Source organism: Campylobacter lari (genome assembly GCF_900638335.1).
In the GTDB taxonomy this organism is placed as follows: Bacteria; Campylobacterota; Campylobacteria; order Campylobacterales; family Campylobacteraceae; genus Campylobacter_D; species Campylobacter_D lari_E.
On the sequence record NZ_LR134508.1, the window covers coordinates 592054 to 613640 of the forward strand.

Sequence of the window (21587 nt, forward strand, 5' to 3'; positions counted from 1 at the left end):
TGTTAAAATTATAACATACAAAATATTTAAAATAAGGATATGACTATAAAATTTAGTGAATTTTCAAAGCATTGTGATTCTTTAGAGCTTAAAAGTATTTTTGATTTTTATAGTGTTTTTGATGAATTTGAATTTGATTTGAAATTAAGTTTGTATGATAATATTTTAAATGTTTTTGTTTCAAATGCTTTTGATATTTTAGCTAATTTAAATTTAGATGAAAATAGCTTAAAAGCTTTAAGTGTTTTGAGTAAAAATGATAGAAAACGCTATTCTATTAATAAATCTATTCCGCATTTTCAAGCACTAGGACTTATTAATAAGCTTTTAGAAAGAAATATTTTGATTTTAGAAAAAAGTCAAGAAAAACCTATTATAAAAAATAAAAGACAAAAAATTAAAAAAGAATTGCGCTCATACAGTATTCAAGATAAGGTTGTTTTTAAAAACCAAGGATTAAGATTTTTCTTTTATTTTATATATCCTAACTTAAACCTAGTTGCGATGAAAAAATATAATGAGCTAATAGAAATAATCCAAGAAAATTTAGAAAAATATCAAAGCTTTACTTTTGAGCTTTTGTGCAAAGAATTTTTAGCCAAAAAGCTTAAAGTGAATCAAGTATATAGTTTTTGGAATTATCACCATGAAATAGATTTGTACTATCAAGAAAATAATTTTTGTGTTTTAGGTGAGGTTAAATTTAAAGAAAGAAAAATATGTAAAAATATTTTAAATACTTTAAAAAATAAAGCAAAGCAGTTGCAAATCCAACCTAATTTATATGTGCTTTTCTCAAAGCAAGGTTTTAGCAAAGAACTTGTATTAAATAAAGAGCGTAATTTGCTTTTATATACTTTAGATGATTTTGATTTTTTGATTAAGGATTAATATGGATGAAAATATTTTAAAAAGTTTAGATTCTAGTGAAAAAGAAAACTTACAACAAGGTTTAAAAGCACTAATAGAACAAACCTATGTTATAGAAAATGAATATAAGCAACTTAATGAAAACTACACGGCATTAAGACAAATGGTAAGTGAGATTATAGAGGTTTTACCTATGGCTTTGTGGATTTTAGATGCAAATAAAAATATCATTTTACAAAATAACTTAGCTACGCAAAAACCAGAACTTTTAGAGTGTATTGATCTTGATAAAACACATTATGAGCTTGAGTTTGATCATAAATTTTATTTAATCAAAATCACTTCTCACACTGATAAACTTATAGTAAATGCAACAGATATTAGTGATGAAAAAAGAAATGAAAGATTAGCCAGTATGGGAACAGTTGCTGCACACTTAGCACATGAAATACGCAATCCTATCGGCTCTATTTCTTTATTAAGCTCTACTTTGTTTGAGAGAAGTGAGTTAAAAAACAAGCATATAGTTTTAGAAATTCAAAAAGCAATTTCAAGAGTAGAGCGTATTGTAAATTCTACCTTGCTTTTTACAAAAGGTGTGCATGTTAATTTAAATGAGTTTAATTTAAAAGAATTACAAGATGAATGCGAGCAGGCTGTTGGAACTTATAATTATCTAGCTAATATTGATTTTAAATTTGAATTTTTGGATTTAAAAATCAATGCAGATAAATCTTTGCTTGCTTTGGTTTTGCAAAATTTACTTTATAATGCCATAGATGCTATTGAAGAAAGTGAAAAAGATGATGGTTGTATAAAGGTTAAGTGCGAGCAAAAAGAAGATAGAGTTTTTATCAAAGTTTATGATAATGGAGTAAGTATTAAAGATAAGAAAATGGTTTTTGAAGCTTTTAAAACAACTAAGTTAAAAGGTAATGGTCTAGGGCTTTCTTTATCAAAACAAATTATTGATGCACATAATGGAGTTTTAGGTTTTGATGAAAATCCAAAATGTTTTTTTATAGAGCTTAAAATTTAAGCTCTATAAAATAAATTTTTTCTTAAAATAATAAAAATATTTGTCCTCATAGCTCAGCTGGATAGAGCGCAGAATTCCTAATTCTGAGGCCGCAAGTTCAAACCTTGCTGGGGACACCATTTAAGGAAAAAGATGTTTCATATAGTCTTGGTCGAGCCTCGCATACCACAAAATACAGGAAGTATAGGTAGAATGTGTTTTAATGCAGGATTTGCTTTGCATATTATTAATCCACTTTTTAGTATTGATGAAAAGGCGGTTAGAAGAGCAGGGCTTGATTATTGGAAAAAATTAAATCCTTTATTATGGGATAGTTTAGAAGATTTTTTAAAAGAGTATGAAAAATTTCAAGATAGATTTTTCTTTGCGACAACTAAAACTACTCAAGCTTATTTTGACGTAAATTATCAAAAAGGTGATTTTTTGTTTTTTGGTAGTGAGAGTTTTGGTTTGCCTATGGATTTAATGCAAAAAAAATGGGAAAATGCTATTACTATACCGATGAAAGATTGTGGTAGAAGTTTAAATTTAGCTACAAGTGTAGGTATAGTGAGTTATGAGGCTTTGAGGCAAAATTTTGCCTCTTTTGAAAAATTTTAATGATTTAAAACTTGATTTAAAAATTCTTTCAATCTTTCATTTTTTGGGTTTTCAAAGGCTATTTTAGGACATTCATCTACTGCTATAATGCCTTTATCCATAAAGAAAATTCGATTGGCTACATTTCTTGCAAATCCTATTTCATGTGTAACTACAAGCATGGTTAGACCTTCTTTAGCCACCTCTTTCATGATGTTTAAAACCTCACCTATCATTTCAGGATCAAGAGCCGAAGTTGGTTCATCAAATAAAATTACATCAGGATTCATCATCAATGATCTTGCTATAGCAATACGCTGTTTTTGTCCACCTGAAAGCTTGTGAGGAAAATAGCTTTCTTTATCGCTTAAGCCAACTTTTTTGAGTAGTTCTCGCGCTTTTTTTACTGCTTCATCTTTACTCATGATTTTAGTTTGTACTGGTGCTAAGCATAAATTTTCTAAAACATTTTTATTATTAAAAAGATTAAAATGTTGAAATACCATGCTTACTTTTTGACGAATTTTATTGATATCTGTTTTTTTATCAAGTATATTAATGTTATTGATATAAATATTACCACTATCTGGTGTTTCAAGTTTATTTAAACAGCGTAAAAAAGTACTTTTTCCACCCCCACTAGGCCCTATAATAGCAATAATATCGCCTTTGTGCACTTCAACACTAATATCTTTTAAGACTTCTAAATCTCCGTATTTTTTAATCAAATTTTCTATTTTAATCATGTTTATTTAATCTCACTTCTATGAATCTTGCAATAAGTGTTAAAATTTTAACACTTACATAATACACAAGTCCTGTAAAAATAATAGGTTTAGGATTATAATAAATTGCTTGCAAGCTTTTACTTTGCATGGTAATATCCATAACACTAATATAACCTACTATTGAAGTTTCTTTAAATAAGGAAATAAATTCATTCATTAAAGAAGGTAAAATGTTTTTAATTGCTTGTGGGAAGATGATTAGTCTCATAGAAGCAGAATAATTAAGCCCCATTGCTCTTGCTGCTTCCATTTGACCTTTGTCTACACTTTGAATTCCACTTCTTACGATTTCAGCTACATAAGCAGAACTATTAAGTCCAAGCGCGATAATAGCCACATAAAAATTATCACTCCAAGTAGCAAAAATCACTACTGAAAAAATCAAAAGTTGTAAAAGCAAAGGAGTTCCGCGTATAATGTCTATGTATTCATCTATAATAAAATTTAAACTTTGGATTTCTAAAAATCTTAAAAATGCTAGAAAAAAACCAAGCACAATGCCTATTAAAATTCCACCCACTGTTAAACCAAGTGTTGTGAAATAACTATGAACATAAGCTTTAGCTTCTATGGTATAAGCATATTCACCTGTGGCTAAACCATTTTGATCTTTGACTTGTAAAATTTCAATAGGAAATGAAAAATAAGCCCAAAAAACAATAATGGCAAAAAATACAAAAATTTTCATCGTATTTTGTTTCAATTTGCACACCTTGATAAATTTTTTAAAAATCTAAGTGTATAAAAATTAAGTTTTTTTTTTACTTAAAGGTGTCTTATATGATTTTATTACTAATATTTTGAGTTAAATTTTCACATAGCTATAAAAAATAAAATAAATTTAATATAAAATTATATTTTTTTATGACAAATTCATTTTTTTATGATAAATTTATGCTCAGAAATTATAAAAAAGGAGATAAATATGGATTTTATATCCCAATTTGTTGCCTTTGTGAATAATCAGTATTATTCTATTTTAGTAATTTTACTTATTGTCACAGGGTTTTATTATAGTTATTTGACCGGTTTTGTGCAATTTCGAATGCTTCCTTATGTGTTTGATATCTTAACAGAAAAACAAGAAAAGCATGAAAAACACCATATTACTCCTTTTCAAGCTTTGATGATTTCAACAGCTTCAAGAGTTGGCATAGGAAATATCGCAGGTATTGCGGTAGCTGTTGTTTTGGGTGGACCAGGTGCTTTATTTTGGATGTGGGCTATGGCGTTTTTTGGTGGTGCATCAGCTTTTGCAGAAAGTACTTTAGCACAAGTTTATAAAAGCCGTGATGGTAAAAGTTTTAAAGGTGGTCCTGCTTATTATATTAGTAAAGCCTTAAATTTAAAATGGCTTGGAGCTATATTTGCGGTGATTTTAATCATTACTTATGCTTATGGATTTAATGGTCTTCAAAGTCAAACTATGACTTCAGCATTTGAGTTTTACTATAAAGGCATGGTTGATGCTAGCGAAGTGAGTTTTGCTCAAAGTTGGTGGCCTATTGTAATAGGAGCAATTTTAGCTGTTTTTGCTGCTTATATGTTTTTTGGTGATCATACTAAAATAGGTAAAGTAAGTTCGGTTATCGTTCCTATTATGGCGATGATTTATGTGGGTTTATCTATCATAGCAATGTTTATGAATTTTGATAAAATTCCTGAAGTGTTTTCTATGATTTTTAAAAGTGCTTTTGATTTTGAAGCTATTTTTGGCGGATTTGCAGGTTCTGCTTTGGTTATAGGTATAAAAAGAGGATTGTTTTCTAATGAAGCGGGTATGGGTTCAGCGCCAAATGCAGCAGCTTCAGCTCTTACAACTCACCCTGCAAAACAAGGGGTTATTCAGGCATTTTCTGTATTAATCGATGTGATTATTTGTACAAGTTCGGGATTTTTAGTGTTATTTTCACTTGCTTATGCAAATAATATCGGCGTAGATGGTAAGCCTATTTTAACAGCACTGCCTTTGGTGCAAGAATCCATGAAAGAATATTATGGAAATTTAGGTGTGCATTTTACTACTGTTAGTATAGTTTTATTTGCTATTACTTCTTTGATAGGAAATTATTATTATGCTCAAGCAAATATTAAATACCTTACTCAAAATCCTATTATTATTAATCTTTTTAAAGCAAGCGCCGTGCTTATGATTTTTATTGGTGCAAATATGGATTTAAAATTTGCATGGGATTTGGCTGATACTACTATGGCTTTTATGGCTACGATTAATATCATTTCTATTTTATTACTTGGTGGTATAGTGAAAAAGGTATTAAAAGACTTTAGCGAACAAAAAAGACAAGGTAGAGATCCGGTATTTAGTGCTTCAAAGCTTGGTATTAAAAACGCAGAGTGTTGGGACTAATGATAGATTATATTATTATTGCTTTGTTTATAGCTTTTATGGTTTTTCTTGTGTTTGGCTTTAACCGCCAAATGCAAGAAAAAGCCAAACAAAGAGAAGAAAAACTAAAAACAAAGAAAGATTTTAAAAAAAATAGGTAAAATACACTAAAAAATTTTTCAAAAAGAGTGTAAAATGAAATTGTTAATAGAAATAGGCACAGAAGAACTTCCTGCTATTCCTTTATTAAAAGAACTTCCAAATATTAGTAAAAAATGGGAAAAGATTTTACAAGAGTATCATTTAGAATCTGAATTTAAATTTTTCTATACCCCTAGAAGATTAGTTTTTATCCATGAAAATTTTAAAGAAAAACAAGATGATTCTTTTGTGGAATTTATAGGCGCACCTAAGGCGATAGCTTATAAAGATGGAAAGCTTACTCAAGCAGGACTTAGCTTTTTAGAAAAAAGTGGTTTAAAAGAAGAAGAGCTTGAATTTAAAGAAATCAAAGGCAAAGAAGTCTTGTATTGTCAAAAACAAGTGCAAGGCTTACAAAGTAAAGTAGTTTTAGCTCAAATGATTGAAGCTTTCTTGAAAAGCTTGAGTTTTGGTAAAACTATGAGATGGGGCGATGGTAGATTTGAATTTATCAGAGCTATTCGCTCGCTTTGTTGTGTATTAAATGATGAGTTGATTGAGTTTGAAAACTATGGTGTTAAAAGTGCAAAAAGTACTTTTGTGCATAGAAGTGTTAGTTATGATTTGATACCTTTTGAAAGCATTGATGAGTATTTTAAAACTCTTGAGCAAAATTATATTATTTTAGATCAAGAACAAAGAAAAAAACTTATCATTGAACAGTTAAAGACACTTGAAAAAGAAAATGATATTACTATTGCAGAAGATGATGAACTTTTGGCTGAAGTTGTAGCTATTACAGAGTATCCAAAGGCATTATTAGGGCATTTTGAAAAAGAGTATTTAGAAATCCCAAGTGAGGTAATCATCACTTCCATGAGAGAAAACCAACGCTATTTTGCAGTATTTAAAAACAATACTTTAAGCAATCATTTTATTGTAGTTTCTAATGCAGTTTGTGAGAATTATTCTAAAATCATTAATGGAAATGAAAGGGTTTTAAGAGCAAGATTAAGTGATGCGATGTTTTTTTGGAAAAATGACTTAGCGCAGGGCTTAAATAATGATAAAATAAACCAAATGGTCTATCTTGAAGGACTTGGAACCTTAAAAGATAAAATTATTAGAGAACAAAAAATCGCTACTAAGTTTTGTGAGGTTTTTGCTAATACTCAAAAAGATGAAATTTTAAAAGCCATAGAATACTCAAAAGCTGATCTAAGTACTCAAATGGTGTATGAATTTACTGATCTTCAAGGTATTATGGGATCTTATTATGCTAAGGCTATGGGTATGAGCGATGAGCTTGCTTTAGCAATTAAAGAACAATACCTTCCAAATGGTGATAATTCAGCTATGCCAAGTAATGAATTTAGCTCTATTGTAGCTTTAGCTTATAAATTTGATACGCTTATGGGACTTTTTTCAATGGGGAAAATCCCAAGTGGTACAAAAGATCCTTATGCTTTAAGAAGAGCAGCAAATGGTGTTTTAAAAATTATCCTAGCTTTAAATAAAAATTTTGATCTTAAGATATTTTTAGAAGCAATAGCTAGTGAATATAAAAGCTTTGATTTGAAAATTTTATTAGATTTTATCTTAGAGCGTTTATATACTTTTTATGAAGTAAATGCTTCTTTTGTTAAAGCTGTGCTTAGCTCTAAAACTTATGATATTATTTATATTGATTCTTGTATGAAAGCTTTGATTCAAAGCGCAAATAAGGCAGATTTTAGTCAAAATTTTGCTACTTTTAAGCGTTTAGCAAATATTGCAGTATTGAGTGAAGCTCAAGTTAATGAAAATTTGTTTAACACTCAAGAGGAAAAAGATTTATATCAAGTTTTTATGCAGTGTAAAACAAAAGAAAACAATACCCAAGAGCTTTTAGAAAGCCTTTTTGCGCTAAAACCACAAATTGATGCTTTTTTTGATAAAGTAATGATTAATGATAAAGATGAAAATATTAAAAACAATCGCCAAGCTTTAGTATGTGCAATTTATCGTGAGTTTTTAAAAATAGCTGATATTAAAGAGCTTAGTGTATGAGAAAAATTCTTTTTTTGCTTTGTTTTTTAGTGTTTGCATTAGAAGCTAGAGAGATTGAGCTTGTAAAAGGGCAAGTAGTTTTTTTAGAATTTGAGCGTAATTTTTTACAAATTAGCTCAAATTCTAAAAAACTTCCTTTTTTTGAGTATAAAAATAAAATCGTTGTTAGTATAGCTATGCCTTATAAAAATCCTAAAGATAGAAAATTAATAGTTGAATTTAAAGATAATTCCAAAGAAGAAATTAACATAAAATTTAGCGAAGGAAACTATAAAAAAGAATTTTTAAAAGTTAGTGCTTCTAAGGTTAATCCACCTAAAGAAACACTTGATCGCATTAGCAAAGAATATCAAGAAGCTATTAAGGTTTATAATACTTATACTAATACAGCTTTATTTGAAGGCAATTTTGCATATCCTTTAGAAAGTAAAATTACAAGTGATTTTGGAAAAGCAAGATTGTTTAATGATACCCTTAAAAGCTATCATAGCGGAACTGATTTTAGAGCAGCAAGTGGGACAAAAATTTATGCGAGTAATGATGGTATTGTAAGGATTGCTTCAAATCGCTACTATGCAGGAAATTCAGTAGTGATTGATCATGGATATGGGATTTATTCTCAGTATTATCATCTGTCAAAACTTAATGTAAAAGTAGGACAAAAGGTAAAAAAAGGTGAACTTATAGGTTTGAGTGGAGCTAGTGGTAGGGTTACAGGACCACATTTGCATTTTGGAATTTTAGTCAATGGTGTGCAAGTTGATCCGCTTGATTTTATAGCTAAATTTAATGCTTTATAATGATAGCTTTTAGTGAGTTTTTTCAAAACTGGATTGATAAATATTACTCTCAAGCTGTGAGTGTTGGCAAAAATGGAGATTTTTATACTGCAGTTAGCGTGGGAAATTTGTTTGGAGTGCTCTTAGCCAATCATTTTTTAAAACTTATAGATGATAAAAAGCTAACTTTACCGGTTGAAGTTGTAGAAATAGGGGCAAATGAAGGGCATTTGATGCTTGATCTTATACAAGCTTTATACACTCTTAGAGCTGATGTTTTAGAGCAGATTGAATGTTTTATCATAGAGCCACGTGAAAAGTTAAGAAGTGTTCAAAAAAAAATTTTTGATGAGTATGATTTGGATGTAAAAATTTATAATTCTTTAGAAGAATGTCATTTTAAAAATGCCTTTTTTTATGCTAATGAATTATTTGATTGTTTTGCATGTGAGCTTATAAAAGATAGAACAATGGCATATGTTGATGATGACTTAAATATCGTTTTTAAGCCTATGAATGAAGATCTTTTAAAAGAATGTAAAAAATATGCTATCACTAATAGTGAGCTTTGTATCTCTTATAAACCTTTTTTATCCAAACTAAAACAAACTTGCGAAAAACTAACTTTTGCATGTTTTGATTATGCAAAAAAAGAAGAAAAAATTAGTATTAGAATGTATAAAAATCACCAAGTGTATAATCTTTTTGAAGAGAATTTAAAAGATTTTTTTGCTAAAAGTGATATTACATATAATGTAAATTTTGATCATTTTTTACAAGTTTTAAAAGAAGAGGGCTTTGAAGTGTTAGAATATAAAAATCAAAATCAAGCCTTAATTGACTTTGGCTTAGAAGAAATTATCGAGCACGCTAAAAATACTAACTCTCAAATTTATAAAAACTTTATCAGCCAAAGTAAAAATTTGATGTTTAACTTTGGCGATAAGTTTAAGTTTTTAGAATTTAAGCTTTAAAATCACTGCTTGTGATATCAAGCCCAAAACCTTTTAAGCCTATAAATTCTTTATCGGTATTTTGACTTAGAAGTTTGATTTTTGAAATTTTTAAATACCTTAAAATTTGAGCTCCTATGCCGTAATTTTTAAATTGTATGTTTTCTTGTTTTTCATTTTTCATAAAAATGATTACACCACCTTTTTGGCTTAAAAACTCAATTTGCTTTAATAATTCATTGAATTTATTAGAAGTTAGAAGCTCAAAGTCGCTTCCACTAAGATAAAATTTAACATTCTCACATTCTTTCAAAGCACCAAAACTAAAAGCTATATGTTCATTTCCATTGTGATCTTTAAAAGTCATTTTTTTAGCTTTAAAACCTGCTAAAATACTGTCTTCTTCTTTGATTAAAGAAATCAAACTTTCATTTTTTAAACGATACTCTATTAAATCTGAAATAGTAATCATATTAATAGCGTGTTTTTTGCAAAACTCAAGCAAATCGCTTCTTCTAGCCATATCTCCATTATCTTTAACAATTTCACATATTACGCACGCTTCTTTTAATCCTGCCAAGCGACATAAATCCACTGTTCCCTCGGTATGACCTGTTCTTTCTAAAACCCCGCCTTTTTTTGCTATCAAAGGATTAATATGGCCAGGACGCACAAAATCACTTGCCTTTGCATTATCATCAGCAAAAATTTGTATAGTCATATCCCTTTCATAAGCACTTACCCCTGTTGTTGCATTTTTTGCATCAACAGTGATGGTGAAAGCTGTTTCGTGATTTGATGTATTTTTAGGTACCATTAAAGGTAGTTCAAATTTTTTAGCCAAATTCTCACTCAATGCTACACACACCACACCTCTTGCATGAGTAATGGCAAAATTTACTTTTTCTCGTGAGCTAAATTGTGCAGGGAAAATCAAGTCTCCTTCGTTTTCTCTATCTTCTGCATCTACCATTACTAACATCTTGCCATCTTGAAGTTCTTTTATAGCTTGTTCTACACTAATATATCCCACTATTAATCTCCTTTTTTCTATTTTTTAGAAATTATATAATATTTTTCTTGACATTATGTAAAAAATAATATATAATACCAATTTTAATTTAGAAATTACTTCATTTATTGGGGTATCGCCAAGCGGTAAGGCAACAGGTTTTGGTCCTGTCATTCAGGGGTTCGAATCCCTTTACCCCATCCACTTCATATGATGCCGCGAAGTAGAGCAGTGGTTAGCTCGTCGGGCTCATAACCCGAAGGTCGGGAGTTCAAATCTCCCCTTCGCAACCAATACGTTTTATAAAATAGTTCTTTTAAAGAATTTGAATTAGATGCAGAATAAATCACAAAATTATATCAATTCTGCTTTAAATGATTTAAATCAACCTTTGTATTTTTAAGACATTAACTAAACATGCTGGAAATCTGAAGTTATTTTAATACAAAATGCACAAAAATAATTAAAACAAGAATATAATTTAAAAAGTTTTAACAAAATGGTGTTTTATATAATTAGTATCGAAAAAATGTATGAGATTAAAGAAAAAATAAATGGTGGATTTAGCAGGACTCGAACCTGCGACCAACCGGTTATGAGCCGGTTGCTCTAACCAACTGAGCTATAAATCCGCCAGAAGTTAAAATAAAAATGTTATTATATCTTTATTTCCTTAATTTAAATTTAGAATTTTATTTTTACTGCTTTTTCTATTGCTAAATATCTAAAGGTTATTAAATTTTGTAAAATTCCAAAAAAAATCATAAAGGTAGCAAAAGAACTTCCCCCATGACTAAAAAATGGCATGGGTATACCAACAACAGGGGCAAAACCTATAGTCATTGATATATTTACTGCTACATATATGAAAATAAATAAAGCAATGCAATTTGTCACTACTCTTGTAAAATAATCATCTTTGAGCTTATAATTTAAACTCAATAAATGAAAAATGAGTAAGGTGTAAAGCAATATGATTATAACTGCACCAATGAAACCAAATCTTTCAGACAAATATGCAAAGATAAAATCACTCGTAGAAATAGGTAAAAATTTAAAATGTGTTTGTGTGGCTTCATCAGCCTTTTTTCCGCTCAAACCACCGCTTCCTATAGCAATGATGGATTGTTTTACATGGTAACTTGGCTCTTCAGCTAAGAAATCATGAATTCTTTGTTTTTGATAAGGTTTTAAAAAATCACTATAAATAATAGGTGAAGCAATAGCTATAGCTAAAAAAATACTAAGCCAAATTTTATAATTTACTCCTATAATAAAAAGTGTTCCAAAGCCCACTATTAAAAGTACTAAAGCTGTTCCTAAATCAGGTTCTCCTGCTATAAGTAAAAATGGGAGTAAGATATAAAAACTTAGCTTTAAAAATTGTTTTAAACCATAGCCATTATGAGGTGGTGGGTTTTGATAAATCAAATAAGCTAACATTAAAATAAAAGAAGGCTTAAAAATTTCAGAAGGCTGTATGGTAAAATGCGTAAAAGGTATCTCAAGCCATCTTCTAGCACCAAGTTTTTCAACACCAAAAATATCCACACTCAAAAGTAAAGCTATATTAATCCAATATAACACGGGTATAAGCCACATTAATCTTCTTAAAGGTAAAAAGAAAAAAAATGCAAATCCTGCAAAACCCACTAAAGTATAGATAAATTGCTTTTCAGCTAAGCGTGTGTTTGCTTCATAAATTAAAAGAAAAGATATAGCTATGATAGGTAACACTAAAAGAGGTTGAACAAAATCAAAATGTGTTAGAATTCTTCTATCAAGTTTTATCAAAGCTACCCTTTTTACAAAATATTGTGTAATTATATGCTAAAATTGCAAATTTTATCACAAGGAAATATAATATGCTAAAAATTTCATCACTTTGTGAAGAAAGATTGGATATTTTTTTATCAGATATACTTAAGCAAAGTCGTTCGCAAGTTGCTAAACTAATCAAAGAAAACTGCATATATATTAATGAAAAATTAGAAAATAAAAGTTCTAAAAAAATAAAACAAAAAGATGAAATAAGTATTTTTTTACCTTTAGTAAAAGAAGTCAAAGAAAGCTACACGCCCGAGTTTGATATAGAAATTTTATATGAAGATGATGATGTTTTAGTTTTAAACAAAGCTCCTAATATTGTCGTACATGGTGCAAGTAGTGTTAAAGAAGCGACTTTAGTGGATTGGCTTTTGCATAAGGGTTATGCTTTATCAAATTTAAATGGAGAGCATAGGGCAGGACTTGTGCATAGACTTGATAAAGGCACAAGCGGAGCTATCATCATAGCTAAAAACAATCAAGCACATCAATTTTTAGCAAATCAGCTTTTAGATAAAAGCATGGGTAGATTTTACCTTGCTTTGAGTGAATTGCCTTTGAAAAATGATAAAATGAGTAATGAAAAAGCTATTATGCGTTGTCCCAATAATAGACTTAAAAAAATTACTACAAATGCTAAAAATCCTTTAGCAAAAAATGCAAAAACAGATTTTATAAATTTATTAAGTGCTAAAAAATGCTCTTTAATAGCTGCTAAGTTATACACAGGAAGAACCCATCAAATCAGGGTACATTTAGCAGATTTTAATCGCTATATTTTAGGAGATGAATTATACGGATATAAAGGAAAAATAAAGTATAATAGAGTAATGCTTCATGCGTATTTGATTTATTTTATTCATCCTAGGACTAAAGAGTTAATGTTTATAAAAGCTCCTATGTTTGATGATTTTTATCAAATTTTAAAAGAAAATTTTACACAAGGAGAGATAGATGAAAAAACTTCACTGGATTATCTTAAGTTCTGTTTTGGCTTTTAGTGCTTGTAGCACAACTATGAGTTCGCCTCAAATTGCTCAAGTAAATGATACTTTACCAAAAATTTCAAATATTAAAAGTATAAGTGATATTACAAGTATAGCTTTTGAATGGGAACCATTGTATGATCAAAATATAGCAGGCTATTATATTTATAGGGCAAATGCAGCTGGTGCACCTATGGAGCTTATAGCAAAAATTAAAAATAAATTTCAAACTCATTATACTGATACAAATTTAGAGCCAAATACAAGGTATTATTATTCTATGAAAACTTTTAACGAGCTTGGACAAGTTTCTCAAGATGGTATAAGTATAGAAGCTTTTACAAATAGAGTGATTGATCCAGTGCCTTTTGTGCAAGCTATTGTTGGTTTGCCAAATCGTGTAAAAATAGTTTGGAGACCACATCCTGATGTAAGAGTAAATTCATACATCATTGAGCGTGCAAATATGAAAGATATGAAATTTAAAGAATTAGCTAGGGTTAAAAATCGTTTAAGTGCTGAATATATAGATGATTCATTAAAACCTGATGAGAGTTTTCAATATAGAATTATAGCTTTAGCTTATGATGGTATTAAAAGTACTCCAAGTAAGATAGTCGAATCAACTACCAAAGCGCTTCCTCCTATGGTAAGCAATTTACAAGCAAGTAAAGATGCGCCAAGAAAAATCATTTTAACTTGGGATAAAATTGACTATGCTGATTTTGCTTATTATAAAATTTATTCAAGTTCAACTACTTTTTTACCTTTTAGTGTGGTAGCTAAAACTTCTGAAAATACTTATGAAGATGTAGTTAAAGGTGTGGCTGAAAAAAAATATTATAAAGTTAGTATGGTGGATAAAGATGGCTTGGAAAGTCCTATAGCAAGTGAGCCTGTAGAAGGTATTACCTTAGGGGCACCATTAGCACCAAGTATTGTTTTGTGTGCTGTTGAAGATGATGGCATTAGAGTTGAATGGGTTGATAATGATGATAGAGCCAGGGAATATATAGTTAAAAGAAGCGGCGGTGGAAGCAATGCTGTGTTTAAAGAGATTAAATCTAAACAATTAAAAGACATCACAGCTGTTCCTGGAAAAGTGTATAGTTATGAAGTTATAGCTATTGATGCAAATGGTATAGAATCAAAAGCTTCTGATAAATTTACAGCGGTGAAATAATGCCAAATTTTAAGTGTGAAATTTTAAAAGAAATTCAACTTCCTTTTAAAAAAGATGAGGTTGAATTCTTATGGATGGCTAAGGGTGAAAATGTAGATTTGCTTTTTACGCGTATAAAGCAAGAAAGCTTTTTTTTACAAATTAAAAAAGATGAAAAAAAACAAGAATGGCTTATTAAGGGTGAAAAACACACTAAGCCTTCGCAAATTGGGTATTTACAAAAAGCTTTACTTGTGTTTAAAGAAAATTTCACTCAAGATGTAGTTTGTGAAGCTGTGGCGTTAAAACATACAAGGTTAATCCAAAAAACACCTTTAATTGCTAATGATTTAAAAGAGTTGTTAGGGCAAATAAAAAGCAAAAAGCAAATTTATATTGAAATAGGTTTTGGAAGTGGTAGGCATTTACTTTATCAAGCAAGATTAAATCTTGATGTTTTGGTTGTAGGTATAGAAATTTACACCCCTGCGTTAGAACAAGTAGCTAAACTTGCTTTAAGTGAAAATTTAAATAATGTTTTATTAATAGAAACTGATGCAAGATTATTATTAAGCGTACTTGAATCTAATCTAGTAGATAAAATCTTTTTGCATTTTCCTGTCCCTTGGGATAAAAAGCCTCATCGTAGAGTGGTGGGATTAAATTTTGCAAATGAATGTGCTAGAGTTTTAAAAGAAAATGGACAATTTGAACTAAGAACAGATAGCTTTTTGTATTTTGATTTTACCTTAGAAACTTTTTTAACTTTTTCGCATTTAAAAGCTTTAATTAAAAAAAATGAAAATTTAGAAATTTCAAGCAAATATGAAGATCGCTGGAAAAGACAAAATAAAGATATATATGATTTAATCATCAGTGGTTTTAGTAAGAGTGAAAGTTTAAATAAAGATCAAAAATTTGCTATTGAAGATTTAAGATTAAACACAGAAGAATTAGTTTGTATAAAAAAGAATTTTAAAAATGAAGTTTTTAAAGGCGAGGATTTTTTCTTGCATTTTGAAAAAATGTACATTAAAGATGATGAGCTTATCATTAAAATAGCTTTTGGTGCTTTTTATAAGCCTGAGCATGTTTATATAGCTTTAAACACACAAAAAATAGAATTTATCTTTGAGCAACCTTTTAAAACTAAAGAAAATTTAAAAGCTATAGAAAAATTAAGAGAAATATTGTATTCTTATATCAAATAATAATTTATAAAGTAAATAAGGAAAAAGTAGTGATGATAGAAGCTAAAAAGCTTTGTCTTGGTTATGATGAACTTGTTATAGAAAATGCTAGTTTTTCACTAAAAGATAATGATTTTGTTTTTATTACAGGAAAAAGTGGTAGTGGAAAATCAACTTTGTTAAAATCTTTTTATGGAGATTTGGAACCAATAAGCGGGAATTTAAAAGTTTGTAATAATGATTTAGTGGATATTTCTAATGCTGAGCTTTTACAGCTTAGGCAAAAAATAGGAATTATTTTTCAAGATTATCGTTTGGTGCAAGAATTTAGCGTAGAAAAAAATGTAATGCTACCTTTGATGATTAAAGGTTATAGCAAGAATGTATGTAAAGAACAAGCTGCAAAGCTTTTAAAGCATGTAAATTTAACCTTTAAAGCTGATAAAAAACCAGCTCAGCTTTCAGGTGGAGAACAACAACGCGTGGCTATGGCAAGAGCTTTGGCACATAATCCAAAATTGCTCTTATGTGATGAGCCAACAGGAAATTTGGATGAGTATTCTTCAGACATTATATGGACTTTATTAAAATCAGCTAGAGAAATACTTGGAACTTGCGTGGTTGTTGTTACGCATAGAATTCCTACTAATTTAAGACTTGATTACCGTCGTTTTAATATAGAAAATGGGAGAATGAATGAAATCTTTTAAAAATCATCTTTCTTTGATATTTGCTTTAATGGTAATGATGTTTGCTTTTGAATTTTTAATCATTACAAACAAAACTATAGAACATTATGAAAAACTTTTGAATAAAGATTATAATATTATTTTAGTAGGTAAAACTCATTTAGATAAAAAAAGCATAGAAGATCAAATAAGTCATTTTCAATCTTTAGAAATTTTAAATCCAAATGAAATGATAGATAGACTTAAGAATGATATATCAGCTAAAAATATAGAGGTTTTAAAGGCTACATTGCCAAAATTTTATACCTTAAAACTCAATAAACTTTTATCAGAAGATGAGCTAAATACTTTAAAAGATAAGCTTTTAAAAAATCCTAATATAACTAAAGTAGAAACTTTTTCAAAAACGCATACAAAAATTTATAAACTTTTGGTTTTAGTGAAATTTTTATTATGGTTTTTCTTGTTTATTATAATACTACTTAGCTTTGTATTATTGCTTAAACAAATGAAAATTTGGCTTTTTGAACATACTCAAAGAGTAGAAATCATGTGTTTGCTTGGAGCGCCATTTTGGTTTAGATCTTTTATGCTTTATAAGATAGTTTTTATTGATTGTTTTATAGCATTTTTATTGCTTGTATTATTTTTTACTCAAGTTTATGATCTTGAATCCATTAAACTAGCTTTGCAAAGTGTGGATATTAGCTTACCTAAAATAAGTATTTTCACGCATTTGTTTTTGATTTTTTTAGCAATGCTTTGTGTTTGTTTTGCTTGTGTGAATTTTGTAATGTTTAAGGTTAGAAAATGAAAAAATGCTTTTTGCTTTTTTTGTTTTCTTTTTCTGTTTTATTTGCAAATGAAATTGCACAAAAACAAAAAGATATTAAAGAAAATGAGCGCATAGTAAAGCAACTTTCTAAAAAGTTAGAGGATTTAGCAAGTGAAATTTTAGATAATGAAAAAAATCTGAAAAAAATAGCTTCAGAAATTAGTACCTTAACTTCAAAAACTTCTAAGCTTGAAAGCTCAGTAAAAACTCAAATAAAAGCGCTAGAGCAGCTTAATATGCAAAATAAAGATCTTTTACAAAATAAAAATAAAATCGAAGGAAAGATAATTGATTTAATTGCTAAAGATTTTGCTTATGATTTAGCAATTCCTAAAAACTATATCGAAAGTGAAGATAGTATCATAGCTTTAGAATTAGTTGGAGTTTTGGATAAAATTTTCAAAGAAGAATTTTACCAAATTTCAAAAGATTATGAAGATATAAGCAAAAAAATCGAAGAAAAACAAACACAAATTGCTACAGTTAATAGTAATTTAAAAGCCTATAAAGATCAAATCGATGAGCTTAAAAATCTTAAAAAAAAGCAAGAGCAAGAAATAGCTAAACAAAAAACTGACAAGGAAATTTATACTAGAAAACTTTCTAATTTACAAGCCCAACAACAAGAATTAAGAAAAACACTTAATAAGTTAAAAATTATCAAGGAAAAAGAAGAAGAAAAGTTAGCGCAAAAAAAAGAAGATAAAAAGCCAAATTCAAACATAAAACAAGTGGGTTCAAGCTATCAAACAAGTAGTGTCAAGCGTTATAATGGTCCTAAGACAATCGCTCCTTTAGAATCTTACACGGTAAAACAAAAATTTGGAAATTATGTAGATCCTATTTATAATATTAAAATTTATAATGAAAATGTAGTTTTAAAAAGTGATAGTGCTAATGCTGCTGTAAGAAATGTCTTAGATGGTAAAGTAGTTTTTGCAAAAGCAACTCCAACTTTAAAACAAGTTGTGATTGTTGAAAATAAAGATGGTATACATACTATTTATGCACATTTAGATAAAATTGCACCTGGGGTTAAAGTGGGTAGAAATATCAAAAAAGGTTATATTATAGGTAGGGTTGAGAGTGATTTAACTTTTGAAGTTACTCAAAAGAATTTTCATATCAATCCTTTAGAAATGATTAAATAAATTAGTTTTTTTTAATGCGAATTTTGATATAGTTTTAAATCGAAGGAGAAAATTAATGAGCAATAAAAGAAAAAGAGTATTGGTTAAATTTTCTGGAGAAGCTTTAGCTGGAGAAAATGGATTTGGTATAGAAAATTCTATTTTAAAGTATATAGCTTCTGAAATAAAAAGTTTGATTAGTGAAAATGTTGAAGTAGGTATAGTAATAGGCGGTGGAAATATTATTAGAGGGGTATCTGCTGCAAGAGATGGGCTTATAAAAAGAACAAGTGGCGATCATATGGGCATGCTTGCTACTGTGATTAATTCTATAGCTATGCAAGAAGCATTAGAGAGTGCCGGACTTGATGTAAGGGTTCAAAGTGCTATCCAAATGGAGGCATTTTGTGAAACTTATATCATGAGAAGAGCACATAGACACTTAGAAAAAGGACGTATAGTTATCTTTGCTTGTGGTACAGGAAATCCTTATTTTACAACAGATACTGCAGCGACTTTAAGAGCGGTAGAAATTCAAGCAGATATGATCATTAAGGCAACTAAAGTAGATGGAATTTACAATAAAGATCCCAAAAAATTTGATGATGCAATCATGCTTAATGAGTTAAGTTATGAAAGAGCTTTACATGATAACATAAAAGTTATGGATGATACAGCAATAGCTCTAGCTAAGGATAATGCTTTGCCTATTGTGGTGTGTAATATGTTTAAAGAGGGAAATTTATTAAAAATTATTCAAGGCGATATGAGTTTATGCTCTATTGTTAAAAACTAAAATTAAGGATAAAAATGAGAGTAGAACAAATAACAGCAAAAGCATTAAAAAAACTAAAAGATGATAGATATAAGCTAGCACTTGTAGTGGCTAAAAGAGCTGAAGAATTAGCAAATGGCGCAGAACCTTTAGTAAATTTAGACAAAAATAAGTATAAATATACTGATATTGCTTTACATGAAATAGCAGAAGATAAAATCGTTTTAGAGGGATTTATTGAAGCTAGTAAATGATGAGTTATTGTTAGATAAACTTGTTGATGATGTTAAAAATTGTAAGGATTTACAAAGAGCAAAAGAAATTCTTTTTATGGTCTTTCCACAATCTGCTGTTTTAGAAAAAGCAGTAGATTTTTGTATCCAAAAACACGAAGGACAATTTAGAAAAAGCGGGGAACCATATGCAGTTCATCCTATATTAGTAGCTTCTTTTGTGGCATTTTTAAGCCCTGTGCAGTCTATGATTATAGCTGCATTATTGCATGATGTTTTAGAAGATACAAATTGCAATGAAGAGGAATTAAACGCAAATTTTGGTGAAGAGGTAACCAAATTAGTTCAAGGTTTAACTAAAATAGTCAGTATTAGAGAAGATCATCTTACACGCTCTAATTCTAATGAAAAACTTGCAAAATCTGCTTTGACTTTTAGAAATATGCTTTTAGCTGGTGTTGAAGATGTGAGTGTGCTTGTAATAAAACTTTGCGATAGATTACACAATATGCTTACTTTAAATTTTCTAAGAGAAGATAAACAAAAAAGAATCAGCGAAGAAACCTTGGTAGTATATGCACCTATAGCTCACAGACTTGGAATTTCAAGTATAAAAAATTTACTTGAAGATTTAAGTTTTAAATTTTTACTACCTGATGAGTACGCACAAATTGATAATTATATAAATGCAAAAGATCAACAAATTCAACTTGGATTTAATGAGTTTATCTCAAAAATAGAAATGTTATTTTTAGAGAATGGTTTTAGACAAGGCAGTTTTGTTATACATAAAAGAATTAAACACAATTATTCTATTTATTTGAAAATGCAAAGAAAAGGTGTAGGACTTGATGAAGTTTTAGACCTTTTGGGTGTAAGAATTTTGGTAGAAAAAGTTTATGATTGTTACTTGGCCTTAGGAATTTTACATACGCATTTTAATCCTTTAATTTCAAGATTTAAAGACTATATAGCCTTGCCAAAACAAAATGGTTACCAAACCTTACACACAACGCTTTTTGATGCAAAAAATATCATAGAAGCTCAAATTCGCACCTTTGATATGCACAAGACTGCTGAATTTGGTGTTGCTGCACATTGGAAATACAAAGAAGGAAATATAACAACACCAAATTTAGATTGGCTTGCAGATATTTCCATGCATGGTAAAGAGGAAGGGAACAATGTACAAGATTGTGACGCTATAGAGCTTTATGAATATGCAAAAGATAGTTTATATATTGAAGATATAGCAGTGTATTCCCCAAAAGGTGAAATTTTCACTTTACCACGTGGAGCTACGGCTTTGGATTTTGCATACGAGGTTCATACTAAAGTGGGACTTCATGCAAAAACAGCTTTTGTTAATCGTATGAGAGTACCACTTTTAACTGTGTTAAAAAATGGAGATATAGTTAGCATTGAAACCTCAGAGGAAGAATTTTTTAGATGTTCTTGGATAGATAGTGTTAAAACAGGAAAAGCTAGAGCTAGTATAAGAGATTTTTGTAAGCAAAAGAAAAAAGAATTAAATAATAAAATTGCTATAAATCTTTTATCTACAGTATTTAATAAAGATTCTAAACTTATAGAAGAATGGCTTGAAAAAGAAAAATTTAATAAAAAGCTTAGACAAATTGCTTTGGATTTTAACTATTTTAAAGAGGTGATTATAGCTCTTAGAAAATATGTGGGTCAAAATCAGGTGGCTAAATTTGAGCAAAATGAGCAAAAATTTGAAAGTATAGTGATTGGTTCTAATTATAAAATAACCACGATTAATTTTGATTATTGTTGTAGGCCTAAAAGAGGAGATGAAATCATCGCTTTTAGACACTCAACTGGCGCAATGATACACCATAAACTTTGCGAACAAGCAATGAAAATGATAGAAGATAATAAAGAAATGGTTTTTGTTTCTTGGAATGATAGCTCGATAAAAAGTTACAAAATCATCGTTTCTATAGAGAATAAAAAAGGTTCTTTAGCAGATTTTCTAACTACTTTGGCTAAAATGCAAATAAATGTTTTAACTATCAATTCAGCTGATTCAGAACCTGTAGTGGCAAATTATTTTGAAGTACAGGTTGAATTACCTAATAATGTAGATGTTGAAAATGCAAAAGAAAGACTAAAAGCTAGATACAAAATCTTAGATTTTACATCTTTAAATGATGCGTATAATAATCACTAAAAAAAGGTT

At 29.0% G+C, this 21587-nt stretch carries 21 protein-coding genes and 4 tRNA genes; 20 read left to right on the forward strand and 5 right to left on the reverse strand.

The features are described from left to right. Window positions 1-39: 39 nt before the first annotated feature. The 4 genes from EL235_RS03100 (at window position 40) to EL235_RS03115 (ending at window position 2509) form a co-directional block, all read left to right on the forward strand. Window positions 40-891, forward strand: a complete 852-nt coding sequence (locus EL235_RS03100; protein ID WP_126340782.1) for a DUF234 domain-containing protein — start codon at window positions 40-42, stop codon at window positions 889-891. A 1-nt stretch (window position 892) separates the two neighbouring features. After that, window positions 893-1909 (forward strand): fla regulon two-component system sensor histidine kinase FlgS, encoded by a 1017-nt coding sequence (locus tag EL235_RS03105; protein WP_126340783.1) that lies wholly within the window; start codon window positions 893-895, stop codon window positions 1907-1909. Window positions 1910-1951: 42 nt separating this feature from the next. Further along, a tRNA-Arg gene (locus EL235_RS03110) sits at window positions 1952-2028 on the forward strand. 13 nt (window positions 2029-2041) lie between these two features. Next, window positions 2042-2509, forward strand: a complete 468-nt coding sequence (locus tag EL235_RS03115; RefSeq protein ID WP_039625794.1) for a tRNA (cytidine(34)-2'-O)-methyltransferase — start codon at window positions 2042-2044, stop codon at window positions 2507-2509. Here the strand turns inward: EL235_RS03115 and EL235_RS03120 are convergent. Then, the gene (locus EL235_RS03120) at window positions 2506-3234 is read right to left on the reverse strand and encodes an amino acid ABC transporter ATP-binding protein (RefSeq protein WP_126340784.1); all 729 of its coding nucleotides are present in this window, start codon (window positions 3232-3234) and stop codon (window positions 2506-2508) included. The two genes, EL235_RS03115 and EL235_RS03120, sit on opposite strands and share 4 nt — an antisense overlap. Then, complete coding sequence (locus EL235_RS03125; protein ID WP_039617975.1) at window positions 3227-3979, reverse strand: amino acid ABC transporter permease; 753 nt, start codon at window positions 3977-3979, stop codon at window positions 3227-3229. The genes EL235_RS03120 and EL235_RS03125 overlap by 8 nt, the downstream gene beginning before the upstream one ends. A 222-nt stretch (window positions 3980-4201) precedes the next feature. On the opposite strand from EL235_RS03125, the gene EL235_RS03130 reads away from it, so the two are divergent. The 5 genes from EL235_RS03130 to EL235_RS03145 are packed head-to-tail and all read left to right on the forward strand — an operon-like array spanning window position 4202 to window position 9566. Beyond that, a complete protein-coding gene (locus EL235_RS03130) occupies window positions 4202-5644 on the forward strand; it encodes an alanine/glycine:cation symporter family protein (protein WP_114640216.1) in 1443 nt (480 codons plus the stop codon). Continuing rightward, window positions 5644-5784, forward strand: a complete 141-nt coding sequence (locus EL235_RS07860; RefSeq protein WP_164717489.1) for a hypothetical protein — start codon at window positions 5644-5646, stop codon at window positions 5782-5784. The genes EL235_RS03130 and EL235_RS07860 overlap by 1 nt, the downstream gene beginning before the upstream one ends. Before the next feature lie 34 nt (window positions 5785-5818). Further along, entirely contained in the window at window positions 5819-7813 is a 1995-nt protein-coding gene (glyS, locus tag EL235_RS03135) for a glycine--tRNA ligase subunit beta (RefSeq protein ID WP_126340785.1), read from the forward strand. Continuing rightward, window positions 7810-8613 (forward strand): peptidoglycan metallopeptidase Pgp3, encoded by an 804-nt coding sequence (gene pgp3, locus EL235_RS03140; RefSeq protein ID WP_114640217.1) that lies wholly within the window; start codon window positions 7810-7812, stop codon window positions 8611-8613. Before glyS ends, pgp3 begins: the two co-directional genes overlap by 4 nt. A 2-nt stretch (window positions 8614-8615) precedes the next feature. After that, entirely contained in the window at window positions 8616-9566 is a 951-nt protein-coding gene (locus tag EL235_RS03145; protein ID WP_309472949.1) for an SAM-dependent methyltransferase, read from the forward strand. Here EL235_RS03145 and EL235_RS03150 read toward each other — a convergent pair. Further along, a complete protein-coding gene (locus EL235_RS03150; RefSeq protein WP_126340786.1) occupies window positions 9556-10578 on the reverse strand; it encodes a bifunctional 3,4-dihydroxy-2-butanone 4-phosphate synthase/GTP cyclohydrolase II in 1023 nt (340 codons plus the stop codon). The genes EL235_RS03145 and EL235_RS03150 overlap by 11 nt on opposite strands. 108 nt (window positions 10579-10686) lie before the next feature. Here EL235_RS03150 and EL235_RS03155 point away from each other — a divergent pair. Together EL235_RS03155 and EL235_RS03160 are read left to right on the forward strand one after the other, a co-directional pair. After that, window positions 10687-10761, forward strand: a tRNA-Gln gene (locus EL235_RS03155). A 13-nt stretch (window positions 10762-10774) separates the two neighbouring features. Beyond that, window positions 10775-10850: transfer RNA gene (locus tag EL235_RS03160), tRNA-Met, on the forward strand. Window positions 10851-11112: 262 nt separating this feature from the next. On the opposite strand, the gene EL235_RS03165 is transcribed toward EL235_RS03160, so the two are convergent. Beyond that, a tRNA-Ile gene (locus EL235_RS03165) sits at window positions 11113-11189 on the reverse strand. 52 nt (window positions 11190-11241) lie between these two features. Next, complete coding sequence (locus EL235_RS03170) at window positions 11242-12351, reverse strand: FtsW/RodA/SpoVE family cell cycle protein (RefSeq protein WP_039617986.1); 1110 nt, start codon at window positions 12349-12351, stop codon at window positions 11242-11244. Window positions 12352-12422: 71 nt separating this feature from the next. Here EL235_RS03170 and EL235_RS03175 point away from each other — a divergent pair, with 71 nt between their 5' ends. The 9 genes from EL235_RS03175 to EL235_RS03215 are packed head-to-tail and all read left to right on the forward strand — an operon-like array spanning window position 12423 to window position 21578. Then, a complete protein-coding gene (locus EL235_RS03175; protein WP_114640220.1) occupies window positions 12423-13385 on the forward strand; it encodes an RluA family pseudouridine synthase in 963 nt (320 codons plus the stop codon). After that, window positions 13339-14553 (forward strand): fibronectin type III domain-containing protein, encoded by a 1215-nt coding sequence (locus tag EL235_RS03180; protein WP_114640221.1) that lies wholly within the window; start codon window positions 13339-13341, stop codon window positions 14551-14553. Before EL235_RS03175 ends, EL235_RS03180 begins: the two co-directional genes overlap by 47 nt. Then, entirely contained in the window at window positions 14553-15743 is a 1191-nt protein-coding gene (trmB, locus tag EL235_RS03185; protein WP_126340787.1) for a tRNA (guanosine(46)-N7)-methyltransferase TrmB, read from the forward strand. Before EL235_RS03180 ends, trmB begins: the two co-directional genes overlap by 1 nt. Before the next feature lie 32 nt (window positions 15744-15775). Then, the gene (locus tag EL235_RS03190) at window positions 15776-16432 is read left to right on the forward strand and encodes a cell division ATP-binding protein FtsE (RefSeq protein WP_039625813.1); all 657 of its coding nucleotides are present in this window, start codon (window positions 15776-15778) and stop codon (window positions 16430-16432) included. Next, window positions 16419-17225, forward strand: coding sequence for an ABC transporter permease (locus EL235_RS03195; RefSeq protein ID WP_039625816.1), 807 nt, complete (start codon window positions 16419-16421; stop codon window positions 17223-17225). The genes EL235_RS03190 and EL235_RS03195 overlap by 14 nt, the downstream gene beginning before the upstream one ends. Next, window positions 17222-18397, forward strand: coding sequence for a murein hydrolase activator EnvC family protein (locus EL235_RS03200; RefSeq protein ID WP_039625818.1), 1176 nt, complete (start codon window positions 17222-17224; stop codon window positions 18395-18397). The genes EL235_RS03195 and EL235_RS03200 overlap by 4 nt, the downstream gene beginning before the upstream one ends. Before the next feature lie 55 nt (window positions 18398-18452). Continuing rightward, window positions 18453-19172 carry a UMP kinase gene (gene pyrH / locus EL235_RS03205; RefSeq protein ID WP_039625819.1) on the forward strand — a complete coding sequence of 240 codons (720 nt, stop codon included), beginning with the start codon at window positions 18453-18455 and terminating at the stop codon, window positions 19170-19172. A 14-nt stretch (window positions 19173-19186) separates the two neighbouring features. Next, entirely contained in the window at window positions 19187-19405 is a 219-nt protein-coding gene (locus EL235_RS03210) for a DNA-directed RNA polymerase subunit omega (protein WP_039625821.1), read from the forward strand. After that, the gene (locus tag EL235_RS03215) at window positions 19389-21578 is read left to right on the forward strand and encodes a RelA/SpoT family protein (RefSeq protein WP_126340788.1); all 2190 of its coding nucleotides are present in this window, start codon (window positions 19389-19391) and stop codon (window positions 21576-21578) included. Before EL235_RS03210 ends, EL235_RS03215 begins: the two co-directional genes overlap by 17 nt. Window positions 21579-21587 lie beyond the last annotated feature (9 nt).